At 58.6% G+C, this 20,547-nt stretch carries 21 protein-coding genes; 5 read left to right on the forward strand and 16 right to left on the reverse strand.

What is annotated here, in order from left to right; genetic code table 11:
- Positions 1-119: 119 nt before the first annotated feature.
- Entirely contained in the window at positions 120-383 is a 264-nt protein-coding gene (locus F0155_RS17735; RefSeq protein WP_208999346.1) for a hypothetical protein, read from the reverse strand.
- Positions 384-590: 207 nt separating this feature from the next.
- On the opposite strand from F0155_RS17735, the gene F0155_RS17740 reads away from it, so the two are divergent.
- Entirely contained in the window at positions 591-1,766 is a 1,176-nt protein-coding gene (locus F0155_RS17740; RefSeq protein ID WP_150525893.1) for a low temperature requirement protein A, read from the forward strand.
- Positions 1,767-1,932: 166 nt separating this feature from the next.
- On the opposite strand, the gene F0155_RS17745 is transcribed toward F0155_RS17740, so the two are convergent.
- From F0155_RS17745 to F0155_RS17785, 9 genes are all read right to left on the reverse strand, one after another.
- Positions 1,933-2,715 carry an SCO family protein gene (locus F0155_RS17745; RefSeq protein WP_150525894.1) on the reverse strand — a complete coding sequence of 261 codons (783 nt, stop codon included), beginning with the start codon at positions 2,713-2,715 and terminating at the stop codon, positions 1,933-1,935.
- On the reverse strand, positions 2,712-3,302 hold the full coding sequence (locus F0155_RS17750) for a hypothetical protein (RefSeq protein ID WP_150525895.1): 591 nt from the start codon (positions 3,300-3,302) through the stop codon (positions 2,712-2,714). The genes F0155_RS17745 and F0155_RS17750 overlap by 4 nt, the downstream gene beginning before the upstream one ends.
- 12 nt (positions 3,303-3,314) lie before the next feature.
- Positions 3,315-3,761, reverse strand: a complete 447-nt coding sequence (locus tag F0155_RS17755) for a hypothetical protein (RefSeq protein WP_150525896.1) — start codon at positions 3,759-3,761, stop codon at positions 3,315-3,317.
- Positions 3,762-3,931: 170 nt separating this feature from the next.
- Positions 3,932-4,486: an RBBP9/YdeN family alpha/beta hydrolase gene (locus tag F0155_RS17760; protein WP_150525897.1), complete on the reverse strand. Its 555-nt coding sequence runs from the start codon at positions 4,484-4,486 to the stop codon at positions 3,932-3,934.
- 82 nt (positions 4,487-4,568) lie between these two features.
- Positions 4,569-5,318: a metallophosphoesterase family protein gene (locus F0155_RS17765; protein WP_150525898.1), complete on the reverse strand. Its 750-nt coding sequence runs from the start codon at positions 5,316-5,318 to the stop codon at positions 4,569-4,571.
- A gap of 12 nt (positions 5,319-5,330) precedes the next feature.
- Positions 5,331-6,659: an adenylosuccinate lyase gene (purB, locus tag F0155_RS17770; RefSeq protein WP_150525899.1), complete on the reverse strand. Its 1,329-nt coding sequence runs from the start codon at positions 6,657-6,659 to the stop codon at positions 5,331-5,333.
- Between the two features lie 101 nt (positions 6,660-6,760).
- Complete coding sequence (locus F0155_RS17775) at positions 6,761-7,213, reverse strand: MarR family winged helix-turn-helix transcriptional regulator (protein ID WP_150525900.1); 453 nt, start codon at positions 7,211-7,213, stop codon at positions 6,761-6,763.
- Positions 7,206-8,312, reverse strand: a complete 1,107-nt coding sequence (locus tag F0155_RS17780) for an Acg family FMN-binding oxidoreductase (RefSeq protein WP_150525901.1) — start codon at positions 8,310-8,312, stop codon at positions 7,206-7,208. Before F0155_RS17780 ends, F0155_RS17775 begins: the two co-directional genes overlap by 8 nt.
- A 113-nt stretch (positions 8,313-8,425) precedes the next feature.
- Positions 8,426-8,953, reverse strand: coding sequence for a hypothetical protein (locus F0155_RS17785; protein WP_150525902.1), 528 nt, complete (start codon positions 8,951-8,953; stop codon positions 8,426-8,428).
- 131 nt (positions 8,954-9,084) lie between these two features.
- Between F0155_RS17785 and F0155_RS17790 the strand changes: the two genes are divergently transcribed.
- The gene (locus F0155_RS17790; RefSeq protein ID WP_150525903.1) at positions 9,085-9,420 is read left to right on the forward strand and encodes a hypothetical protein; all 336 of its coding nucleotides are present in this window, start codon (positions 9,085-9,087) and stop codon (positions 9,418-9,420) included.
- Positions 9,421-9,493: 73 nt separating this feature from the next.
- On the opposite strand, the gene rpe is transcribed toward F0155_RS17790, so the two are convergent.
- From rpe to F0155_RS17805, 3 genes are all read right to left on the reverse strand, one after another.
- Complete coding sequence (gene rpe / locus F0155_RS17795) at positions 9,494-10,165, reverse strand: ribulose-phosphate 3-epimerase (RefSeq protein ID WP_150525904.1); 672 nt, start codon at positions 10,163-10,165, stop codon at positions 9,494-9,496.
- Between the two features lie 118 nt (positions 10,166-10,283).
- Positions 10,284-11,012, reverse strand: coding sequence for a DUF2259 domain-containing protein (locus F0155_RS17800; protein ID WP_150525905.1), 729 nt, complete (start codon positions 11,010-11,012; stop codon positions 10,284-10,286).
- A 76-nt stretch (positions 11,013-11,088) separates the two neighbouring features.
- Positions 11,089-12,051 carry a sodium:proton symporter gene (locus F0155_RS17805; protein ID WP_150525906.1) on the reverse strand — a complete coding sequence of 321 codons (963 nt, stop codon included), beginning with the start codon at positions 12,049-12,051 and terminating at the stop codon, positions 11,089-11,091.
- A gap of 106 nt (positions 12,052-12,157) precedes the next feature.
- Between F0155_RS17805 and F0155_RS17810 the strand changes: the two genes are divergently transcribed.
- A complete protein-coding gene (locus F0155_RS17810; RefSeq protein WP_150525907.1) occupies positions 12,158-13,405 on the forward strand; it encodes an NAD(P)/FAD-dependent oxidoreductase in 1,248 nt (415 codons plus the stop codon).
- Positions 13,406-13,418: 13 nt separating this feature from the next.
- Here the strand turns inward: F0155_RS17810 and F0155_RS17815 are convergent, their stop codons facing one another.
- Entirely contained in the window at positions 13,419-13,898 is a 480-nt protein-coding gene (locus F0155_RS17815) for an Lrp/AsnC family transcriptional regulator (protein WP_150525908.1), read from the reverse strand.
- 145 nt (positions 13,899-14,043) lie between these two features.
- Between F0155_RS17815 and F0155_RS17820 the strand changes: the two genes are divergently transcribed.
- Positions 14,044-17,562 (forward strand): indolepyruvate ferredoxin oxidoreductase family protein, encoded by a 3,519-nt coding sequence (locus F0155_RS17820; RefSeq protein WP_150525909.1) that lies wholly within the window; start codon positions 14,044-14,046, stop codon positions 17,560-17,562.
- 60 nt (positions 17,563-17,622) lie between these two features.
- Here F0155_RS17820 and F0155_RS17825 read toward each other — a convergent pair whose 3' ends face one another.
- Positions 17,623-18,624, reverse strand: a complete 1,002-nt coding sequence (locus F0155_RS17825) for a P1 family peptidase (RefSeq protein WP_150525910.1) — start codon at positions 18,622-18,624, stop codon at positions 17,623-17,625.
- Positions 18,625-18,636: 12 nt separating this feature from the next.
- Complete coding sequence (locus F0155_RS17830; RefSeq protein WP_208999348.1) at positions 18,637-19,152, reverse strand: flavin reductase; 516 nt, start codon at positions 19,150-19,152, stop codon at positions 18,637-18,639.
- A gap of 279 nt (positions 19,153-19,431) precedes the next feature.
- Between F0155_RS17830 and F0155_RS17835 the strand changes: the two genes are divergently transcribed.
- Positions 19,432-20,535 carry a branched-chain amino acid ABC transporter substrate-binding protein gene (locus tag F0155_RS17835; protein WP_150525911.1) on the forward strand — a complete coding sequence of 368 codons (1,104 nt, stop codon included), beginning with the start codon at positions 19,432-19,434 and terminating at the stop codon, positions 20,533-20,535.
- The last annotated feature ends 12 nt before the right edge of the window (positions 20,536-20,547 follow it).

Raw genomic sequence — 20,547 nt, forward strand, 5'->3', positions numbered from 1 at the left:
GTCATCATCCAACCAGGATTTGAGCGAAAAAACCAGCGGGTTATTCAGCAGCCTGCTAAAGGATTCCAAAGCGTATTTCCGGCTTGCGCCCCTCACGAGGCGCAGGTGCGAGCAGGCCTCTATTGCTTGCGTTGCAGGTGACAGACCTTGGTCTTTGAGCCGTCTGCATTCTTGCGCCAGCTGCAACCTTGCTTGGCGGGTTTGCCCTCATAGACGTGGTATTCACCGCGCTTCTTCTTGTTGAAGGTCTGGTTGGAGACGTCATGCTCGCCGATACGGACATTCTTGCCGAAGCGCACTTCTGCGGAGGCGGGCAAACTGCCGATGATCACAAAAGCGGTAAGGCAAAGCGTTGCCAGCAGGCTTAAAGCGGTGCGGCTCATTCAAAAACTCCCTGGTCCAATTTTTAAATGAAAAGTCGATCAGTCAATGCGAAGCGTAACCATAGGTGAAAATATAACGCTGGGGAAGGTTTTGGTGGCGGATGTTGCCCTTGATCCTGTCAGGGCGCGAACGCTTTTGAGGTGACGTTTACGTAATATGGGTCTTGCAATTCCGATTTGTAAAAATTACGTAGCGGCATTCGCTTCGTGAAACGATTGGACACCTTCATGCTGGACGGCCTTGCACTTCCTCCTCGAGACACGGACCAGGGGCACAGGGCTGCCACACAGCTGGAACTGCTGTTTGACCTTGTCAGCGTGATCGCGATCGCCTCGGCTGCAGTCGGGCTGCATCATGGAATCGCCCATGCCCATTATGCCGAAGCGATCCTGAAGTTCTCCTTTGCCTTCTTCTCGATCTGCTGGGCGTGGATGAACTATTCCTGGTTTGCTTCGGCCTATGACAATGGCAGTGCCTTTTTCAAGATCAACACGCTGGTCATCATGTTCGGCTCTCTTGTCTTTGCGGCCGGGCTGCCACGCTTTTTTGAAACCAACGACCTGACCCTCGGCTATATCGGCTACGGTATCATGCGGTTTGGCATGGTGATTTTCTGGCTTCTGGCAGCGCAGGGGCATCCCGAACGTCGCAAAACGGCGCTTCAATACGCCATAGGCATTTCAGCAGCCCAGGTTTACTGGGTACTGGTCATTGTATTTGCTCATGAACTGGGAGCCATCTACGGCGGTCTTCTGTTTCTCGGCCTTCTTATCGAACTGAGCATTCCCTATTTTGCAGAGGCCGATCAGCGTACGCCCTGGCACAGGGAGCACATCATCGAGAGATACGGTCTGTTGAACATCATTGTGCTTGGGGAATTGCTGCTGGCGGCCTCATTGGCCATCGGACAAACCGCGGACCTTGACCACTTCAATCCGGCTTTCCTGACTGTCGGTGCAAGCGCATTTATCGTTTGCTGCTGCATGTGGTGGATCTATTTCATTGACATTGAGGCCCTCGATACGGACGTCAAGACGCGCACTTTTACATGGGGTTACGGTCATTTCCTGATATTCGGATCAGGAGCTGCAGTTGGTGCGGGATTTGCCGTTTTGGTGGATGTCATCGCGCACAAGGCGCACACGACAATGCATGTCGGCGTCATGGCGGTCGGCCTGCCGCTGGCACTCTATCTTCTTGCGGTCTGGCTCACACGTGACCGGTTCCGCCGCTCGGGTGCCCATGGTCTCGTGCTGCCGGTGGCGGCAGCAGTGGTTGCCGCACTTTCTCTTCTGGGTGGGAATCTGGTGCTGATCACAGGTGCAATCGTGGTGACGACCATTGCCCATCACCTGACCCATCGCGAGGCCGCGCAAGGCTAAAGCGTTTCTAGGCGAAGTGGACACCGGTTCGCCGTTAGGAAACGCGATAAATCAAGTATTTAGAGCGCGTCGAGCGATTCAGTAAAAACGAGACGTGCGCTGGTAAAATCGGAGGGCGGCAGAGATGTGTCAGCCCTCCGGTCCTTGGGGTGCTTGTTAAAGCGTCTCAGCTTGCGCTTGCGGCACTCACATAGCCACGAATGACCTTGGCCAGATGCTCCGGGCTGAACACGGGGGGGAGGATGGTCTGGAGACGACCGTCCGGGCCGATCAGGTACACAAGGCTGCCATGGGCATAGATCGGTTCGCCCTTTTCATCGCGGCCAACTTCGGAAATTTCCACCTGAAACAGCTTGCGAACTTTGGCCAGGTCTTCCGGTGACCCTGTCAGGCCGATCAGGTTCTTGTGCCATTTGGCGAGGTTCTTGCGCATGGCTTCTGGCGTATCGCGGGCCGGATCGACGCTGATCATGACCGTTTCTACCGAGCTGCCTTCCTGATCCAGCACCTCCATTGCGTTGGCAATGTCCGGCAGAACGGCGGAGCAGATGGCTTCACAGCTGGCGTAGCCGAAGAAGAGGGCATAGGTCTTGCCACGGAAGTCGTCCGCCGTGCGCCGCGTCCCGTTCTGATCAACGAGGTCAAATTCAGCGGTCAGGTCGATCGGGAACGGCGTCTGCGGTCCGGAGGCTGATGGGCCAGCGCCGAAATTCGGTGCGATCTCTGCCAGTTTGCTGCGGCGGTCCTGCATTTCGCTTTCGATGGCGTCGCGCGTCATTGCCGCCCGCTCGCGCTTCTGGTGAACTTCGCACGTGTCCAGCGCCAGAAGATGCTCAAGGGCCGCAACCGGGCCCTTGATGTCAGGTTCTGCCTGAATGACCGCAAGCGCCCAGCCGGTGCCGGATGCGGCACCGATCAGGAGAAACGCGATCATCAGTGATCGGATCATTGGTTTTCCTCAAGCCAAGCCTTGTCGGCGTCGAGGCCAAGACCAAAATAGCCGTTCTTTTCGATCTCGGCCTTCACGTTCGGGTCGCGCTTGAACCACGGGCCCTTGCCCTTGGCTTCCGGATACCGTTCGGCCCACTGCTTGGTGTAGAGATTGGTCTTCAGCCACTCTTCAGAGCCAACCGCACGGATGAGCTGAACCTGATAGACCTTTGCGCCGATGCCCGGTGTCAGGTCCGGATCGCCGACCAGAAGACCATCCACTTCCACGTCCTGATTGCAGAACTCGGACAGGCGATAGTTGGCTGCGGTGAAATTCGGAGCGCCGCTCTTGTTCACCAGCAGCATCTTGTTGTCGTCCTTACGGATGACGGCCATCGGGCGTTCACCTGCGCCGCAATCTGCCGGGCAGTCGCCGGTCAATGCGCACAGCGCGTCGGTGACCTTGGCTTCAAAGCGGGCCTTTTCCTCGCCGAACAGGCTCCAGCTCTTGGCTTCACTGTTGGCGGAATAGGGACCTTCTCCGTCCTGAGCGAGGGCCGGGGCGGCAAGGGCGCTGAAGGCGAGAAGCAAAGCAATGCGTTTCATCAGATTTGCTCCTTATTGGCCGGGCTGCGCGAAGGGCGGCACAAAACCGTAGTCTTCGTGATTGTGGAGGGTGATGCCCTCGTCGGACGAGACTTCCTCAACCAGAATATAGTCGATCCCGTCACGCTCGTAGTGGATGCCGTCGGCAACAAGCTGGTGGCTTTGGACGGAGAGCATCGTCTTGCCGTCGGCGACCTTGTCGTTATTCGCCCATTTCAGCACCATGTAGATCTTGCCTTCCTCGGTCAGAAGGCCGACCGGAATGCCGCCTGCTGCACACCAGAGCGCGCAGGTATGGTGTGCCGACCCTGTCACGGCATCCGGACCGCCCATGACGCCGGAATAGTAGCACCAGCTGTCGATGACCTCTCCGGTGACTGTCACACGCTCACCGTTGGCCGCCAGTCCGGGAAATGCAGACAGGGCGAGAGCTCCTGCCGCCAATAACGTTCTCAACACGTTTCCACCTCCAAATGGCAATATTGTCGATACTATCGCTGAGGCAGGTGAGAATAAAAACCCGTATTTGAAACAATACCTTTCACAAAGTTGTCAACGAACTCCGTGAAAGCATGGCGGGCCTCTTGAGCAACAAAAAAGGTCGCCAGTGGCGACCTTTTCAGATTTCGTCAGCCGAGCTTGTTCATGAACCCGGCAAAGGACATCATGCCCTCCGGCCATGGACCATGGCCGGAATCGATGTTGATGTGCCCGACTTGCCCGGCATCCTGAAGGGTTGCTCCCCACGAGCGTGCAAAATGTTCCGCGCGCTTGAAGTCACAGTAGGGATCGTTCTGGCTTGCGACCACATGGGTTCTGAACGGGAGCGGGCTGAGCGGGATCGGCTTGAACGCTCCGCCATCAAATTCTGCCACCAATCCGTCGCGATCCCAATCGGACGGCGCGACCAGATAGGCGCCGCGAACCTTGTCCTTCAGCCTGTCGCCCGCGTGAGCGATCAGAATACAGCCAAGGGAGTGGCCGACCAGAACCACGGGCCGAGTGGTCTTTGCCAACCGCGCAAGCAGGGTGTCTTCCCATTCTTGCCTTTCAGGCTTGAAATAGTCCTTCTGCTCCACGATCCAGGCATTGGCCATCTTCGCCTGCCATCGCTGCATCCAGTGATCAGGCGGCGTTTCGCCGTAGCCGGGAACGAGAAGAATGTCCGTGTCTGCGATTTTCATCGACCAGCTTTCATTGTTTTCAAAGTCAGCTATGTGAGGCGACAGCTTCAGAAATTCAAGTGTTTACAATGCCAAGAGGCGACTACGAAAGGGGACCAAAAAAACCATGCCTGAGTGAATGAGCCCAAGTTGGTCGACCATTTAGCTCGGCTTGTTGCGCTGCCTTTTCCCAATCATAGGTCACGACTTTTTCGTAAAAGAACCAGCCGATATGCGTTTCCTGCATGATCGCATATCGTGCATGCGGGCTGCCGATCTCCATCTTGTGCCAAAGAGGCTGGTCATCGTCATAAGCAGGCAAACCGATGCTTCCCGGATTGACGATTGTCTGGCCGGTGCAGGTCAGCCGAATGACCCGGGGAATGTGGGTATGGCCGCAGCAGATGAGGGGTGAGCGTTCGCCTTCAAGCGCGGCTGCAATTGTTGCTTCATCCGCCAAAAAGGCTTTAGAGCCTTCGACCTGTTCTGTCAGGTATTTGTTGTCACGAGTTGGTGTGCCATGACAGAGGAAAATCTCTTCAGAAAACCGGATAGTCGGTTGCAGGGATGCGAGCCATTGTTTGCTTGTTTCTGAAAGCCGCCGAATGGAGAAACCGTCGGTGGTGGTTTCAGGCGAACTTAGTGCGTTCAGAACCTGCCTGTCATGGTTGCCTCGAACCGTCGGCCACTCTTGCTCCATGAGCAGTTGCGCAGTCTCCTCCGGCCACAGCGGACCAGATACGCAATCGCCAAGATTGACGACAACATCCGTCGCCTCCGACTTCAAATCGGCAAGCACAGCCTCAAGAGCTGGCAAGTTGCCATGAATGTCAGAGACGACGGCGATTTTCATGAGTGCAGGTCCTTAGCCTTCCCCGAACACCCGCTTGAAGATCGTGTCGACATTCTTGGTGTGGTAGCCAAGGTCGAACCGGTCGCGGATTTCCTCTTCGGAAAGATACTTGCGCACGTCCTCATCCGCCAGCAGTTCGGTCAGGAAGTCGACCTTGGCGTCGCCGGAGACCTGATAGCTGTCCCAGACCTTCATGGCGTTGCGCTGAACGAGGCGGTAGGCGTCTTCACGGGAAGACCCGGCCTGTGTGAGCGCCAGCAGGATGCGCTGGGAATGAACGAGACCGCCGAGGCGATCCATGTTGCCGACCATGCGCTCCGGATAGACCATCAGCTTGTCGATAACATTGGTCAGACGGACGAGGGCGAAGTCGAGGGTGACGGTGGTGTCCGGACCGATCATGCGCTCAACGGAGGAGTGGGAGATGTCCCGCTCGTGCCACAGGGCGACATTTTCCATGGCCGGAACGGTGGACATGCGTACCAGACGTGCCAGACCGGTCAGGTTTTCCGTCAGCACCGGGTTGCGCTTGTGCGGCATTGCCGACGAGCCCTTCTGGCCCTTGGAGAAGAATTCCTCGGCTTCCAGAACTTCAGTGCGCTGCAGGTGACGGATTTCCGTTGCCAGACGCTCGATGGACGAAGCGATGACGCCGAGCGTTGCGAAATACATGGCATGCCGGTCACGCGGGATGACCTGAGTGGAGACCGGCTCGGCCTGCAGGCCCATCGCCTTGGCGACATGTTCTTCAACGCGCGGATCGATGTTCGCGAAGGTGCCGACAGCGCCGGAAATGGCACACGTGGCGATTTCCTCGCGGGCATTGACGAGGCGGGTGCGGCAGCGGTCAAACTCGGCATAGGCCTGTGCCATCTTCAGGCCGAAGGTGACCGGCTCGGCGTGGATGCCGTGGGAGCGGCCGATGGTGACCGTGTCCTTGTGTTCAAAGGCGCGGCGCTTGATGGCAGCCAGCAGGTCGTCCATGTCCTTCAAAAGAAGGTCGGTTGCCTTGACCAGCTGCACGTTGAAGCACGTGTCCAGCACGTCGGACGAGGTCATGCCCTGGTGGACGAAACGGGCATCAGGGCCAACGATTTCCGCCAGATGGGTCAGGAAGGCGATGACGTCGTGCTTGGTCTCGCGCTCGATCTCGTCGATGCGGTCGATGTCAAAGGTGGCCGCGCCGCCCTTTTCCCAAATGGTCTTTGCCGCGTCCTTTGGAATGACGCCGAGGTCTGCGAGCGCGTCACAGGCATGCGCCTCGATTTCAAACCAGATGCGGAACTTGGATTCAGGGGACCAAATGGCGACCATGTCAGGCCGCGAATAGCGCGGGATCATCAGCTATCCTCTAGCTCGGGAGAAGGTGGGTGCGGCATAGCAGACGATGTGCCGGACCTCAACATGTCAGGCCTAGTGAATTGGTCGTCTGATGGCTAATCTCAGCGATTATCGCGGTTTGCATCCAGATAGGACCGGATTTCGGCGAGCTTCGGCAGGAGGTCGATGATGCTTTCCAGCGGGATTTGCTGCTGCAGTTTGGCAATGTCCGGGGCAAGGGCCAATATCGCGGCATCGCGCAACTGCCTGCCGTCCTCGGTCAGCCAGACGCATTTGCTGCGTCCGTCCTCCGGGTTTGGTGAGAGCGTCACCAGTTTGCGCCGTTCAAGACCGCCAAGCGTGTGGGTCATGGTTGTCTTGGGAACCTGAAAGGCATGCGCGAGGGCAAGTGGCGTTTGCCCGTCCTTTACCCGGATCAGGTGATTGAGCACGCCGAAATGAGCAGCTGTCAGCCCGTCCGGCAAACGGGCTTCCAGCAGCGTGCGACTCAATTGCTCTATGATGCCGATCTCGTTGAAAAAGCCGAAATAGGCAGCAAGCGTCTCGTTATGCATTCACAATCCGGGTTTCCAATGGCCAACGCGGGGAGGGTGCCCTTTGCGGACCATAGCCCAGCCGCCCGAGCATTTGCACCGTGTGGCCGGGTTCGGTAAGCAGTTCATGCACGGCTTTGTAATGGTCGGCCATTTCGGGATATTCCTGCAAGGCTTGGCTCACCGGGTGAAGGGCAAGGCCCAGCTCGGTTGTCGTCAGGTTCAGCCGGATCCAGCGACGACCTGCCTCGATTTGATCTTGCCGTGTATTTCCTTTTGTAGTGACCACGGCATAGGCGGGTGTGTTTTCGTGAATCTCGTGATAGATGCGCATGCCTTCCTGAAAGGCGCTGGATGTTGTGTCCAGCTGCGCTTCCCGCGTCAGCATGCCAACCAACATCAGGCTTTCCAGAAAAGGGCCGCCAAGATCGATTCCGTCGGGATTGGCATTGATTTCCGCCTTTCCCATGCGCATCAGATCCACGCTCTCCTTGAGGGTGTTCGGGGTCTGCATCTCGACCTCGTGAGCGGCCCAAGCCAGTTTTTTAACAGCGGAAACCTGCTGTTCCTCGGTTATCACCCTCGCAAGGGAGCTCAGGGCCGCAATCTTGTCGGCAGGAACCGGTGTTGACGCGAAGGGCTCCTTGCAGGTCCGGCGATGCATGATCTGGGCAAAGAGCGGATCGGCTTCCGCTCCCTTCGAGAATTTGGCGACCGACACCGGTCCCGTTTCCCCTTGGGGGTAAAGGTTCAGATCTACCCTGTAACCGTCCTGAGCGGCCGCAATGATCATGAGTTCCAGAAAACAACCAAGGCCGATGGTCAGCTGGCGGTGATAGGGATCGGTATGCGGCAGGTCACGTGTCGTGTCGCGGTAAAGGATCACTGTGTCCGGTGTGTTCAGATCCACCAGCCAGGGCTGGCGGTTATGCGGGTTGGGGGCGAGGATCGCGTAGGACAGGGCTTTGCGTCGCGGCTCTGTTTCGGCTCCGGCCTGATCCCACGGTGCAAGAGCAGTCTTGGGCGTTCGGGTGGCGGTAAAGGATCCGATGCCTGCACCGGCTGCCAAAATGGCTCCACCACCGAGGACAAACAACATCTTGCGTCTGGAAAGAGACATCTGAAACTCCATTAGTGCGATTTCGAACTAAATAGTGCGACATCGTACTAAATGCAAGAGTGAACTTTCCATAGACCTGATCGGGACCCCGGACGTCGTTTAATCTCAAAATGTTAGCGACTGTTTTTAGAGCGTCGGACTTCGAATGCACATGCACCCAACAGCAGCACAACACCCCAAGGCATCAGTAGGGGCGTGACGTGGACGAGGAAAATATAGAGTGATCCGGCGCCGGTCATGATCTGCTCTCCCACCCAGTATTTGAACGTCGAGCTGTGCCATGACGCATAATAGGACCGGTAGTCCAGAAAATGCAGGAAGGCGGAAAAGCCGACTGTTCCCATCGTCAGGCCGATAAACATTGCGGCGAAACGCGCGCTGGTCTGGGGGCGGAAACGTCGGACAAACACGGTGAAGACAAGCGCGAAAATCGCGCCAAGAAAGCTGCCGACAGCAAGGAAGCCCAACGTGTCCAGTCGTCCATCTTCCAGAGAGCGACCGGCCTGTGTGAGCTGGAAAGCCGCAAGTGCCGTGATCATCAGGCTCCAGACAAGTGCAAACACGGCAGAGCGTCCCCATCGGGAGAGATGGAGTGAAGAGAAGCGCGCGGGAGCGCAATCATCTGTCGGGTCATTTGCCATGGCCCCCTTGTTGTAACCAACAATTGATTGAAAAAGCCTTGGCATGGAGAAGAAGCGAAGTTGGAGCGGGTTTATCTTGATCTCTGATTGTGTCTACCTGTTTCTGCAATTCAGGATTTTGGAGTTTTTGCATGACTGTTCGTTCTATCGGCCTTGCGTTGGGCCTGACACTCTTTGCCGCAGCACCGGCAGCTGCGGAAGGCGTCGACTTCGGTCGGTTCCTGACCACAGCGTCAGGGGCCTCCGGCGTCGCGGCAGCACTGGCTGGCCTTGGCTCCTGCGACACGGAAATCTGGCACGGCTATGCCTATGACGAGGCGACCGGTGCGGAGAACAAGGACCACCTCTACTTTGCCTGTCAGTATTTCGACAAGGAAGACGAGCAGATGTACGACAAGAGCGTCGTCGCAAAGTTCATGTTCTGGGATAAAAAGGCCGTTCTTGACAGCCTGACTTACCTGCCCTGATTCCGATGATCAGCAAAAAGCCCCCGGCGAGCTTTCTCAGCCGGGGGCTTTGTTGTGATTATTTCACGTGATGTCAGGCGTTTGCGGCGGCAGCGCGGATGGCGTCGATATTGGCGCGGTAGCTGTCGATGCTGTCTCCCTTGAAGACGGCAGAGCCCGCGACCAGCACATTTGCACCTGCAGCAGCCACCAGCGGAGCGGTTTCCGGCGTCACGCCGCCATCGATTTCGATATCAATCGGGCGATCACCGATCATCGCCTTCACGCGCTTGACCTTTTCGATGACGGGATGAATGAACTTCTGGCCGCCAAAGCCGGGGTTCACGGTCATCAGAAGGACGAGGTCCAGCCGATCGAGGACGTATTCGATCACGCTTTCGGGAGTGGACGGATTCAGCGAAACGCCGGCCTTCTTGCCGAGATTGCGGATCGCCTGAAGCGAGCGGTCGAGATGCGGACCGGCTTCTGCATGAACGGTGATGATGTCCGAACCTGCTTTTGCGAAAGCCTCAAGGTAAGGATCGCACGGGGCGATCATCAGGTGCGTGTCAAAAATCTTGTCCGTGTGCGGGCGGAGCTTGGCAATCACGTCCGGGCCAAAGGTAATATTGGGCACGAAATGGCCATCCATCACGTCGAGATGGATCCAGTCGGCTCCCGCTTCCACCACATCGCGAACTTCCTGTCCGAGCTTGGAAAAGTCCGATGCCAGAATGGATGGGGCGATAAGAATGTCTTTGCTCATTTTGGGCTCCGCTGGCCTGAATTCCTGACTGGCTGCCCGCTAGCACGGAGAGCCATGCAGGGCAAGACGGCCGGCGGACCCTCAATCGGTTTAAGCCGGGATGGTGACCGGTTTGCGCTCAGAAAGTTGCGGTGATCGCAAGGAAGCGACCGTCTGGTCCTTCAAAGCCAAGCGTGCTCACATGGACGAAGATTGCCATGACCGGTGTTCCGTCCGCCGGGAAATAGGTCACGACACGTTCAATCCGGTAATCCGTTGCACAACCACGGCTCTTGGGCAGGCTCTTGTCGAGGTGAAGGACACGGTCTTCACCGCCACGGGAGACGGCAAGCTGGAAACCCTTTGTTTCCGCGCCATAGCTGCTGCAGGTCTCGTCTGGAAGGTCAAACTGCGAAAGGGAGACTTTCAGTTCGTCATCGATCGGCGGAACGACGAGGCGCGGATTGACACGCATTTCAAACGGGTTGCCGCTGAGCTCTGTCACCGGATTGCTGCCAACCGTTTCACCTTTTCCGGCAATCGCAGTGGAAACGAGCAGGTCTTGCGCCGCGAGGCGGTTCTCGCTGCGGGTTTCAGTCAAAAGCCTGTCGGGATCATAGCCCTTGGTTTCGTCCACTTCGTCCCTGCGGCGAAACGGGGAGGGCTTCACCCAGCTGTCGGTTGCCGCGTCCAGCACATAAATTTCCGAATAGGGAAACCCGGAGCCATCCTGAATGCCGAACTGCTCAAAGGCGAAATATTTTCCGTCCTCGGAAAAGCCGAGCACCTGCAGGTTAGCCTGATCTCCGGCTAGGCCGGAGAGGGGAAAGAGAAGGCAGCCAAGAGTGGCAAGAACAAACTGTTTCATGTGACCAAATCCGTAATCCAATTGCTTTTTCGAGTTTGCTCCCATGATTGTGGCCGCCTTACGTCGAAGGCCTCTTTTATGCGATGCCCGAGTACCACCTGCCAAACGGGCGCAAAATGTAGGGCAGCATGTAGATCGGGAGCTGGGCGAGGGCGAACCAGAGCCAGGCGCCGTCGGGCAACGTGCCCCCAAGGGCCGCGACCAGTAGGCCCATGTTGCGAGCGCCGCTGGAATGGGCAATCACGAAGGCATCGGCCCGGCTGGCCGGGGAAAAGACGAGCAATGTCAGTCCGATCTGGGTGAAAGCCAATACAAAGGTCAGCGCTGCAAGGCCGGTCGTGAACAGCGGCCTTTCAAGGAAGCTGACCGCGACGCCATCCATGGCGGCAATTGCGAAAAAGAAGAGCACGAGCACGTTGACGCCGTCGATCTGGTGGCGGGCGGTATCGATGCGGGCGCGCCCGGCAAGCTTTCGGATCAGCCATGCGGTCACCCATGACCCTGCCAGCAGGGAGAACAGCTGGACGCTGAGGCCAAGGGCGGTGAGAGGCAGGCCCGGGCCCAGCATGAGAGCGCCAATGAAAGGGGCGGTGAGCGGTGTCAGGACCACCCCGCAGACAAGCACCGTGAGGCTGAGAGCCCCATCCAGACCCATCAGGTAGATGAAAGCGGGCGCGGACATGACCGAGGGGGCAGCTGTGGCGATGAACATGGCCATCATGAAGTCCGGGCCCAGCTCGTTCAGGCCAGTCACATGGGCAAGTGCAAACGCACCCAGTGGCAGGACCAGCAGCATCCACCCGGAGGCAGCAGCCAGTAGGAGCGGCCTCTTGATCCGCCTTGCGACGGCCGCGCCATCAACCCTCAGGAAGGCGAGCACAAGCAGAACAAACACCGCCTCGCTCAAATGAGGTCGGGCAAGGGCGGAAAAGGACGGCAGCAACATGCCGATCACGACCGAGATCGCAACGGCAGCAGCCCCATGTTTTCCGATCCAGCCAAGGGCCGTAAACGGAAGTGTGATCGTGCGTTTGATCAAAAATGAGACCTTTCAACCGTTTAATCGCGCAAAGTGCCACTGTGCTTTTTGTCTGTCAGAAAAATTAGGGTAAGACATAAAATGTCTTTTTTTCCAAGAGGGTGCATTGCATCAGGCTGATGTCATCGTATTAGGTGCCGGAATTGTCGGTGTTTCGACCGCCATGCATCTGCGGCAGCGCGGCCTTGATGTCATTCTGATCGACCGACGCTACCCCGGAGAGGAAACATCCTACGGCAATGCGGGTGTTGTCGAGAGAAATGGTTTTGCACCGCATCCGTTTCCGTCCAGCCCCTCCTTGATTGCGCAGATCCTGTTCGGCCAGTCCTCTGCCGTGTCGATCGATCTTCGCACCGTGCTGAACATGGTGCCGTGGCTGTTGTCTTACCGGCGGTGCGGGTCTCTCAAGCATATTCAGGACTATGCCCGGGTGATGGGCTCCATGCGTGAGTTGGTGCTTGAAGAGCATGCACGGCTTGCCGAACTCTCCAACGCGCAACGGTTCTATCGGCGCAGCGGCTGGCTGCATCTGATGAAGGCCGGGCCGGGCTTTTCTGCCGGTGATACAGAGCGGCACTATGCACGGGTCTTCGGTGTGGAATACCGCGAACTGGATGAGGACGGGATTGCCGGTCTTGAGCGGGACCTGAGGGCTCCCGGCTACAAGGGCATCTTCTGGCCCCAGACCGAATCCGTTTCCAGTCCGGGTGCTGTGACCGAGGCGATCTGGCGTGGATTTGTGAAGGCGGGCGGCAAGTTCATCACGGCGGATGCCGCGAAGGTTGAGCGGACGCGTGGCCAATGGGTCTTGCCGACGGATCGCGGCGAGATCACGTCAAGCCATGCAGTTGTGGCGCTGGGCCCCTGGTCGGCAGATTTCTGCCGGAAATTTGGCGAAGACTTTCCCCTTGCGGTCAAGCGTGGGCATCATCTGCATTTCCGCCCCCGCTCCGGCGCATCGCTCTCCCGCCCGGTGGTGGACCTGACAAACGGTTTCGTCCTGACGCCGATGGAAAAGGGCATTCGCCTGACAACCGGTGTGGATTTCAGCAACCGGGATGCGCCGCCCAACAAGTCGCAGGTGGCAAAAGCCGAGCGCAAGGCGCGCATGCTCTTTCCGCTGGGCGAAGCGGTGGAAAGCGAGCCCTGGTGCGGCAGTCGTCCCTGCCTGCCGGATTCTCTGCCGATTCTCGGCAAGTCGAGCAAGGTCGCGAACCTTTGGTTCAATTTTGGCCATGGCCATTGCGGGTTCACGCTGGGTCCGCTCAGTGGTCGGCTGATGGCCGAGCTGTTGTTGGGGCACAAGACTGCCGTGGATGTCAGCGCTCTCAATCCCTATCGTTTTGACGTTTAGTGGATAAAGGGGATCAGTTTTCGCGCAGGGGCAGGGCGACCGTGTCCTTGACGGTGTTGACCACGATTCTCGATTGAACGTCTGACACCAGCGTGTTGTCGAGCAGCTTCAGACGCAGGAAATCGTCATAGGCCTTGATGTCATCGGTCACCACCTTGATCAGGTAGTCGACGGCGCCCGTGATGCGTTCGCAGGTGACAACTTCCGGCCAGCGATGCACCAGCTTGTCAAATGTTTCCATGTTTTCGCGGCTGGGAACGGCCAGCTTCACAAAGGAGTAGGCAACAAAACCGAGGCCGACCGATTCCCGGTCGATAATCGCGGTTATCTGCTTGATTATGCCTTGTTCCTTGAGTTTCTTTATCCGGCGCCAGCAGGGCGTCTGGCTCATGCCGGCTTCCCTAGCGATATCGGCGATGGACATGGATGCATCGCGTTGCAGGACGCGTAAAACGCGAATATCGGAAGCGTCGAGTAGATTTTTTTCGTTCATGGCTCTGGAGCGGAATTTTTACGCGTTGTTTTGTTATGTAGGCGGGACGATAGCACAGAAATTGCCGAAGAAAAGGACGATATTGGTCAAATGATATGAGGCCAGGACGACGGGCCCAATAAAATCCGGCACGGAGGGAATTCGGATGAACGTGCACTTGCCCAACACCCATCCAAAAGTCACGCTTGATGACAAGTATCTTGCAACAAGCGGGCGGGTGTATTTGACCGGTATTCAGGCCCTTGTGCGCCTGTCGCTTGACCGGGTACGCCTTGATCGCGCCAAGGGCCTCAAGACCGGCGGTTTTGTCTCCGGTTACCGGGGATCTCCGCTGGGCGGCTACGACACCGAGATGCTGCGCAACAAGCGCCACTTGTCCGCCCATGACGTCGTCTTCAAGCCGGGGATCAACGAGGAACTTGGCGCTGCCGCCGTGATGGGCTCCCAGAAGGCCCGCATGCACGGTCAGGGCTCTGATTTCGATGGCGTGTTCGGCATCTGGTACGGCAAGGCACCGGGTGTTGACCGGGCCGGAGATGCGCTCAAGCAGGGCTGTGCCTCGGGTACGGACCGCAATGGCGGCGTTCTCGCCCTTGCCGGTGATGACCACCTGGCAAAATCTTCCATTCTTCCGGCGCAGAGCGAATTTTTCTTCCAGCATGCCGAAACCCCGATCCTGAACCCCTCCGACATTCAGGATGTTCTGGACTACGGCCTGCATGGTCTTGAGATGTCCCGCTTCTCCAGCCTGTGGACCGCGATCATCTGTCTGGCGGACACGATGGACGCGTCGGCCACGATCAACGTGAACGACGAGCGCCTGAATTTCGTGCGTCCGACCGAGCATGATCCGCGTGAAGGCTATCATCAGAACCGCGACCTGTTCCTTGGCAACCGCCTTGAAACCGAACGTCTGATCCGTGAACTTCGTCTGCCCGCGGCACAGGCCTATGTGCGGGCGAACAATCTTGATCATGTCGCCTTCGGCTCTGACCGCCGGGTGAAGCTTGGTCTGGTCGCAACGGGCAAGGCCTATCGCGATCTGCGTCAGGCGCTGGATCTGATCGGCTTTTCCGAAGAACGCGCGCGCCAGTTCGGCCTTGCGATCTACAAGGTTGCCATGCCGTGGCCGCTGGAGCCGGAGGGCATCAGCAATTTTGCCCGCGGCGTCGAAAAGATGCTGGTCGTCGAGCACAAGCGTGCCTTCCTTGAAACCCAGATCAAGGAAATCTCCTATCACTGGCAGGCGGAAGCCCGTCCTCTCATCTGGGGCAAGAAGACCCCGGAAGGCGCGCCGTTCCTGTCTGATCTGCTTGAGCTGTCAGTCGCGGAAATCATCGAGGCGCTGCTGAAGTGGCTGCCGGAAGAAGCAGTCACCGCAGAGATGCGCGAAGTTTCCGAGCGAATGAACCGTCAGGTCATGTGGGCGCAAGGTCATGCCGAGCGTGCAGCGCGCGTGCCGTATTTCTGTTCCGGTTGCCCGCATTCCTCCTCCACAGTCGTTCCGGAAGGCTCCCGTGCCCTGCCGGGTATCGGCTGCCATGCGATGGCGGAAGTCGCAGGCCGTGTGACCGATGGCCAGATCGCCATGGGCGGGGAGGGCATCGTGTGGATGGGCCAGAGCGCCTTCTCCAAGGACAAGCACGTTTTTGCCAATCTGGGGGACGGAACCTATTTCCACTCCGGCATTCTCGCCATTCGCCAGTCGCTCGCGTCCAACGAGAACATCACCTACAAGATCCTCTATAACGACGCGGTTGCGATGACCGGCGGACAGGACATCGAGGGCACGTTGACCGTGCCGCAGATCACTCGTCAGCTGGCAGCCGAAGGCGTGAAGAAGATTGCGCTTTTGAGCGAAAATCCGGATGTCTATGGTCCGTGGAGCAATCTGGCTCCGGGCACGACCATCGATCACCGCGACGAGCTGATGAACATCCAGAACGAGCTGAAGCAGGTCGAGGGTGTCACAGCCATTGTCTATGACCAGACCTGTGCGGCGGAAAAGCGCCGCCGCCGCAAGCGCGGCCTGTTTCCGGACCCGGACAAGCGCATGTTCATCAACGACCGGGTATGTGAAGGCTGCGGCGACTGCTCTGTCCAGTCCAACTGTCTGTCCGTTGAGCCGTTAAAGACGCCGTTCGGCGAGAAGCGCCAGATCAACCAGTCGAGCTGTAACAAGGACTTCACCTGCGTGAAGGGCTTCTGCCCGTCCTTCGTCGAGATCGAGGGAGCTGCGCTCCGCAAGCCGCAAAAGGCGGATGTGGACATCGATGCGCTGGTGGCGGCCATTGACCGTCCGACACTTCCGTCTCTTGAGCGGACTCACAACATGCTTGTGGCGGGCATCGGCGGCATGGGCGTGACGACAATCAGCGCCGTACTGGCCATGGCAGCCCATATTGACGGCAAGCAGGCCTCGACGCTGGACATGACCGGTCTTGCGCAAAAGGGCGGTCCGGTGACCTCGCATGTGCGCTTTGCCTCTGCAGATCGTGCCATTGAAGGCCCGCGTGTTCCGACCGCCAGCCTTGACCTGCTTCTGGCCAGCGACATGGTTGTCGCCACCAATGCCGAGCAGCTGGCGCTTGCCAACCGTCAGGCGACCATTTCGGTTGCCAATACACGGGTTGCCCCAACTGCGGAATTCGTCCTGAAGCAGACGCTGTCCTTCGACGAAATCCGCATGGACCGTGCTTTGAATGAAGCGTCCGACAAGTATCTGGCCATGGATGCAGCCGGAATTGCCGAAAAGCTCCTGGGGGATGCCATCTACGCCAACATGCTGCTTGTCGGCATGGCCTACCAGTCCGGCGGTATTCCGGTAACGGCGGAAGCCATCGAGGAAGCCCTTCGCCTCAACGGCGCGTCGGTTGCTTCCAACATTCAGGCGTTCCGCGCCGGTCGTGTTCTGGCCGCAGCACCTGACATGATCCTCGACAAGCTGCCTCGGGAAGAAAAGCAGCCGGAGCTGACGCTTGATCAGAAGATCGAGAAGTTCGCTGACGAGCTGACCGCCTATCAGGATGCGGCCTATGCCGACAAATACCGTGAGCTGGTTGCTGCCGTTCGTCTGGCGGATACGGATCGTGGTACCGGCACCGAGCGTTTGACCACAACAGTGGCCGACATGCTCTACAAGGTCATGGCCTACAAGGATGAGTATGAAGTCGCACGGCTTTATTCCGATCCCGCGTTCAAGGCCAAGATTGCGGCTCGCTTTGCCGACCCGAAGAAGCTGAAGGTGCATCTTGCGCCGCCGCTTCTGGCCAAGCAGATCGATGCGCGCACGGGCCGTCCGAAGAAGATCGCCTTCGGCCCGTGGATCTTCAGCGCCTTCCGTTTCCTTACCAGGTTCAAGCATCTGCGCGGCAGCTGGCTGGACCCGTTTGGAAAGACCGAAGAGCGCAAGGCAGAACGCGCGCTGATCGCAGACTACACCGCTGACCTGCAGCTCATCGTTCGCACTCTTTCCGCCTCCAACTATGGTCTTCTGGTCGAGCTGGCGCGGGTGCCGGATATGATCAAGGGTTTTGGCCCGGTCAAGGAGGCCAACCTCAAGAAGGCCGCCGAAAAACGCGCCCAGCTTCTCCAGCAGCTGGACAAGAGCGGCAAGGATGGCAACGACAATGAAGGCGGCTCCTTCATGGAAGCTGCCGAATAACAAACTGCCTGCAAGGGCAGATACATAAGCGGGAAATGACTTCGGCTGGCGACCTTGTCGTCAGCCGAATTTCTTTTGCCAGGTCGGATAGGGGTCCGCGTCGGCAGGGGAGGCGTGATAGACGCCGTGTGCAATCGCGCGGGCAAGGCAGGACGCTGCGGCAGCGCCAAGCTGAACCATGTCCACAATGCCGCCGGTCATTGGCTGCTTTCCGGTCGCAAGTGCAAAGACCAGATCGCCATCCAGCGGTGTGTGGGCTGGCCAGAGCGCCCGGCCGAGCCCGTCGTGAGCCATCACGGCCAGCCGCTTTGCTTCGGCCTTGGAGAGGATCGCATCCGTTGCAACGGCGGCAATCGTGGTGTTGGCACCGGGTGTCAGGGCGTCCAGTTTGGTTCGCACGGTCGTCGCATCATCAGGCAAGGGAGACGGGTACCCGTTGGCCCCGAACTCGTCGCCGATCTCGTGGGGAGCCGCCCAGAAGTGCTTTGTGTCGCCGACGGTTGCCCGTCCAAGCGCATTGACGGCGACAATCGCGCCAACAGTGATGCCGTTTGCAAGCTTGATGGAGGCGGAACCAAGGCCGCCTTTCAAATTGGCGGTTGTTGCGCCCGTGCCCGCACCAACGGAGCCAAGCTCGAAGTCCTGACCGGCGGCGTCCAGTGCCTTGCGGCCCAGATCCCGATAGGGCGGGTTGATGCCCCAGTCCTTGTCCCCTCCGTTCAGGAGGTCGAACAGGATGGCGGTGGGGACGATCGGGACACGCACCGGACCGACCTGAAAGCCGTGGCCGAGCTCAGCAAGGCGGAGCTGAACGCCGGACCCTGCATCAAGTCCAAAGGCGGAGCCGCCGGACAGGACGAGCGCGTCCACCCTGTCGACCGTCTGTTCGGGCTCCAGAAGCGCTGTTTCCCGCGTTCCCGGCGCACCACCATGAATGGCAACCGAGGCCACGCAGGGCTCATCCGGCCAGATGACCGTGACGCCTGACTTGGTTTTCGCATCAGACGCATTGCCGACCCGAAGGCCGGGAACATCGGTGATCAGGTTTTTCTCGCCGGTCATTTGTAGTCCGTTTCAGGTGGCAAGGCTGGTATAGGCGCGCTGGAAATAAAGCAGCGAGCCGCCCGGATCTCTCATGCGCAGGTCGGCCACCTTGCCGATGATGACGGAATGGGTGCCCATTTCCGTGATGCTGAAAATCTCGCAGTCAACACTGAGCGCTGCATTGTCGAGGGCCGAGCAACCGGTTGCCAATGGCGTCCAGCTGGAGCTGGAGAAGCGGTCCTCCATCGCCATGTTGCCGCGCCCTGCAAAGGCATCCGACACCGCCTCCTGACCTTCACACAAGGTGTTCACGCAAAACACCCGGTTGCGCAGGACGGCAGCATGAATGCGCGTTGAGCGATTGAGGCAGATGAGGACGCTCGGGGGATCATCGGAAACGGAGCAAAACGCCGAGACCGTTGCGCCGAACCGACCGGCCACTCCGTCGGTCGTCACGATGTGAACGGCTGCGGGAACGCGGCTCATGGCTTCGCGGAAGGCTTGCGACGTCAGTTCTCTGGAGCCGTCAGTATCACCCTTGGCCAAGGATGCGTCGTTGTCTTGTGTCCCTGAACCCAAAACTGGCCGTCCTTTCAGGATTTTAGACTGATAGTTACAAGTGTGACTGTTTTCCTGTTTCACCATATAGGCAGATTTCGGCCTTGGCGAGGTTGAATTGCTCAAGGCACATCACCCGCGATTGGCTTCCTTGACGAGGCAGCCTTTGGCTTTGCAGCGTGATCTTGCCCACGTTTGCGGAAAACGGGCTTTTCTCGGCGCTCCAGAGTTTCTATGGTCCGGCGAGGCGAACAACTGGAAGCGACCATGACGACAGCGTTGAAAGCTCTGGGACTGTCCATTCTTGCGGCGACCTGCCTTGCGGGGTCGGCAATGGCGGAGATTCGGGTCGGCCTGTCCGGACCGATGAGCGGAGAACTCGCCCAGTTCGGCCAACAGATGGCAGCAGGCGCCGAGCTTGCTGTTGCTGATATCAATGCCGCTGGCGGGGTTCTGGGGCAAAAGCTGGAACTTGTTGTCAAGGACGACAAGTGCGATGCGGATGAGGCGACGGCGGTCGCGAACCAGATGATTGGCAGTGGGACGCCGGTTGTGATCGGAAGTTTCTGTTTTCGGGCCTCACTCGCGGCAGCGCCGGTCTATGCCGGGAAGGACATCCTGCAGATTTCACCGGGAACCACCGTGCCCCAGCTGACAGATGATCGCGCCGGGCCGGGCGTGTTTCGTCTTGCGCCCAGGGATGATCAACAGCCCCGCGTCATCGCCTCTCATCTGGTGAAGGCCCATGGCGACAGGCGGCTTGCGATCCTGCATGACAAGTCAGCCTATGGGAAGGCGCTGGCGGATGCGGTTCGAACCGAGTTGCACGCACAAGGTGGCAAGGAAGCGCTCTACGAGGCGGTTGATGCAAGCTCTCCCGATTACGGCACCATCGGCTCGATCCTGCAGCTGGATAATATCGAGGCAGTGTTCTTTGGCGGTTATCATCCTGAAGCAGCAGCCATTCGCCGGGAATTGGCCTCTCGCGGCATGACTGTGGCCTTCATCGGCGGGGACGCGCTTGCAACTGATGAATTCTGGCTCTTGTCCGGAGAGGCGGGGGAGGGAACAGAGTTTGCACTTGCGCAAGATCCGCGTTCCGTTCCATCTGCAGCAAGCCTCGTTGAGCGGCTCAACCAGAGTGAAACCCCGGCCCGAGGCTATGATGTGGTGACCTATGCGGCGATTGAGGCATGGGTTGCAGCAGTGCGCCGGGCAGGAAGCACGGATCTGGCACCGGTGGCTGCGGCAATGATGGAAGGTGGTCTGCCAACCGTTCTTGGGTCGCTGTCCTTTGACGACAAGGGCGATGTGGAGCAGCAGGGTTACGTGCTTTATCGCTGGAATGCCGGGCGCTACAGCGCGCAATAACCCGTTGCCGGT

This window comes from Roseibium sediminis (assembly GCF_008711325.1).
GTDB classification, from domain to species: Bacteria; Pseudomonadota; Alphaproteobacteria; order Rhizobiales; family Stappiaceae; genus Roseibium; species Roseibium sediminis.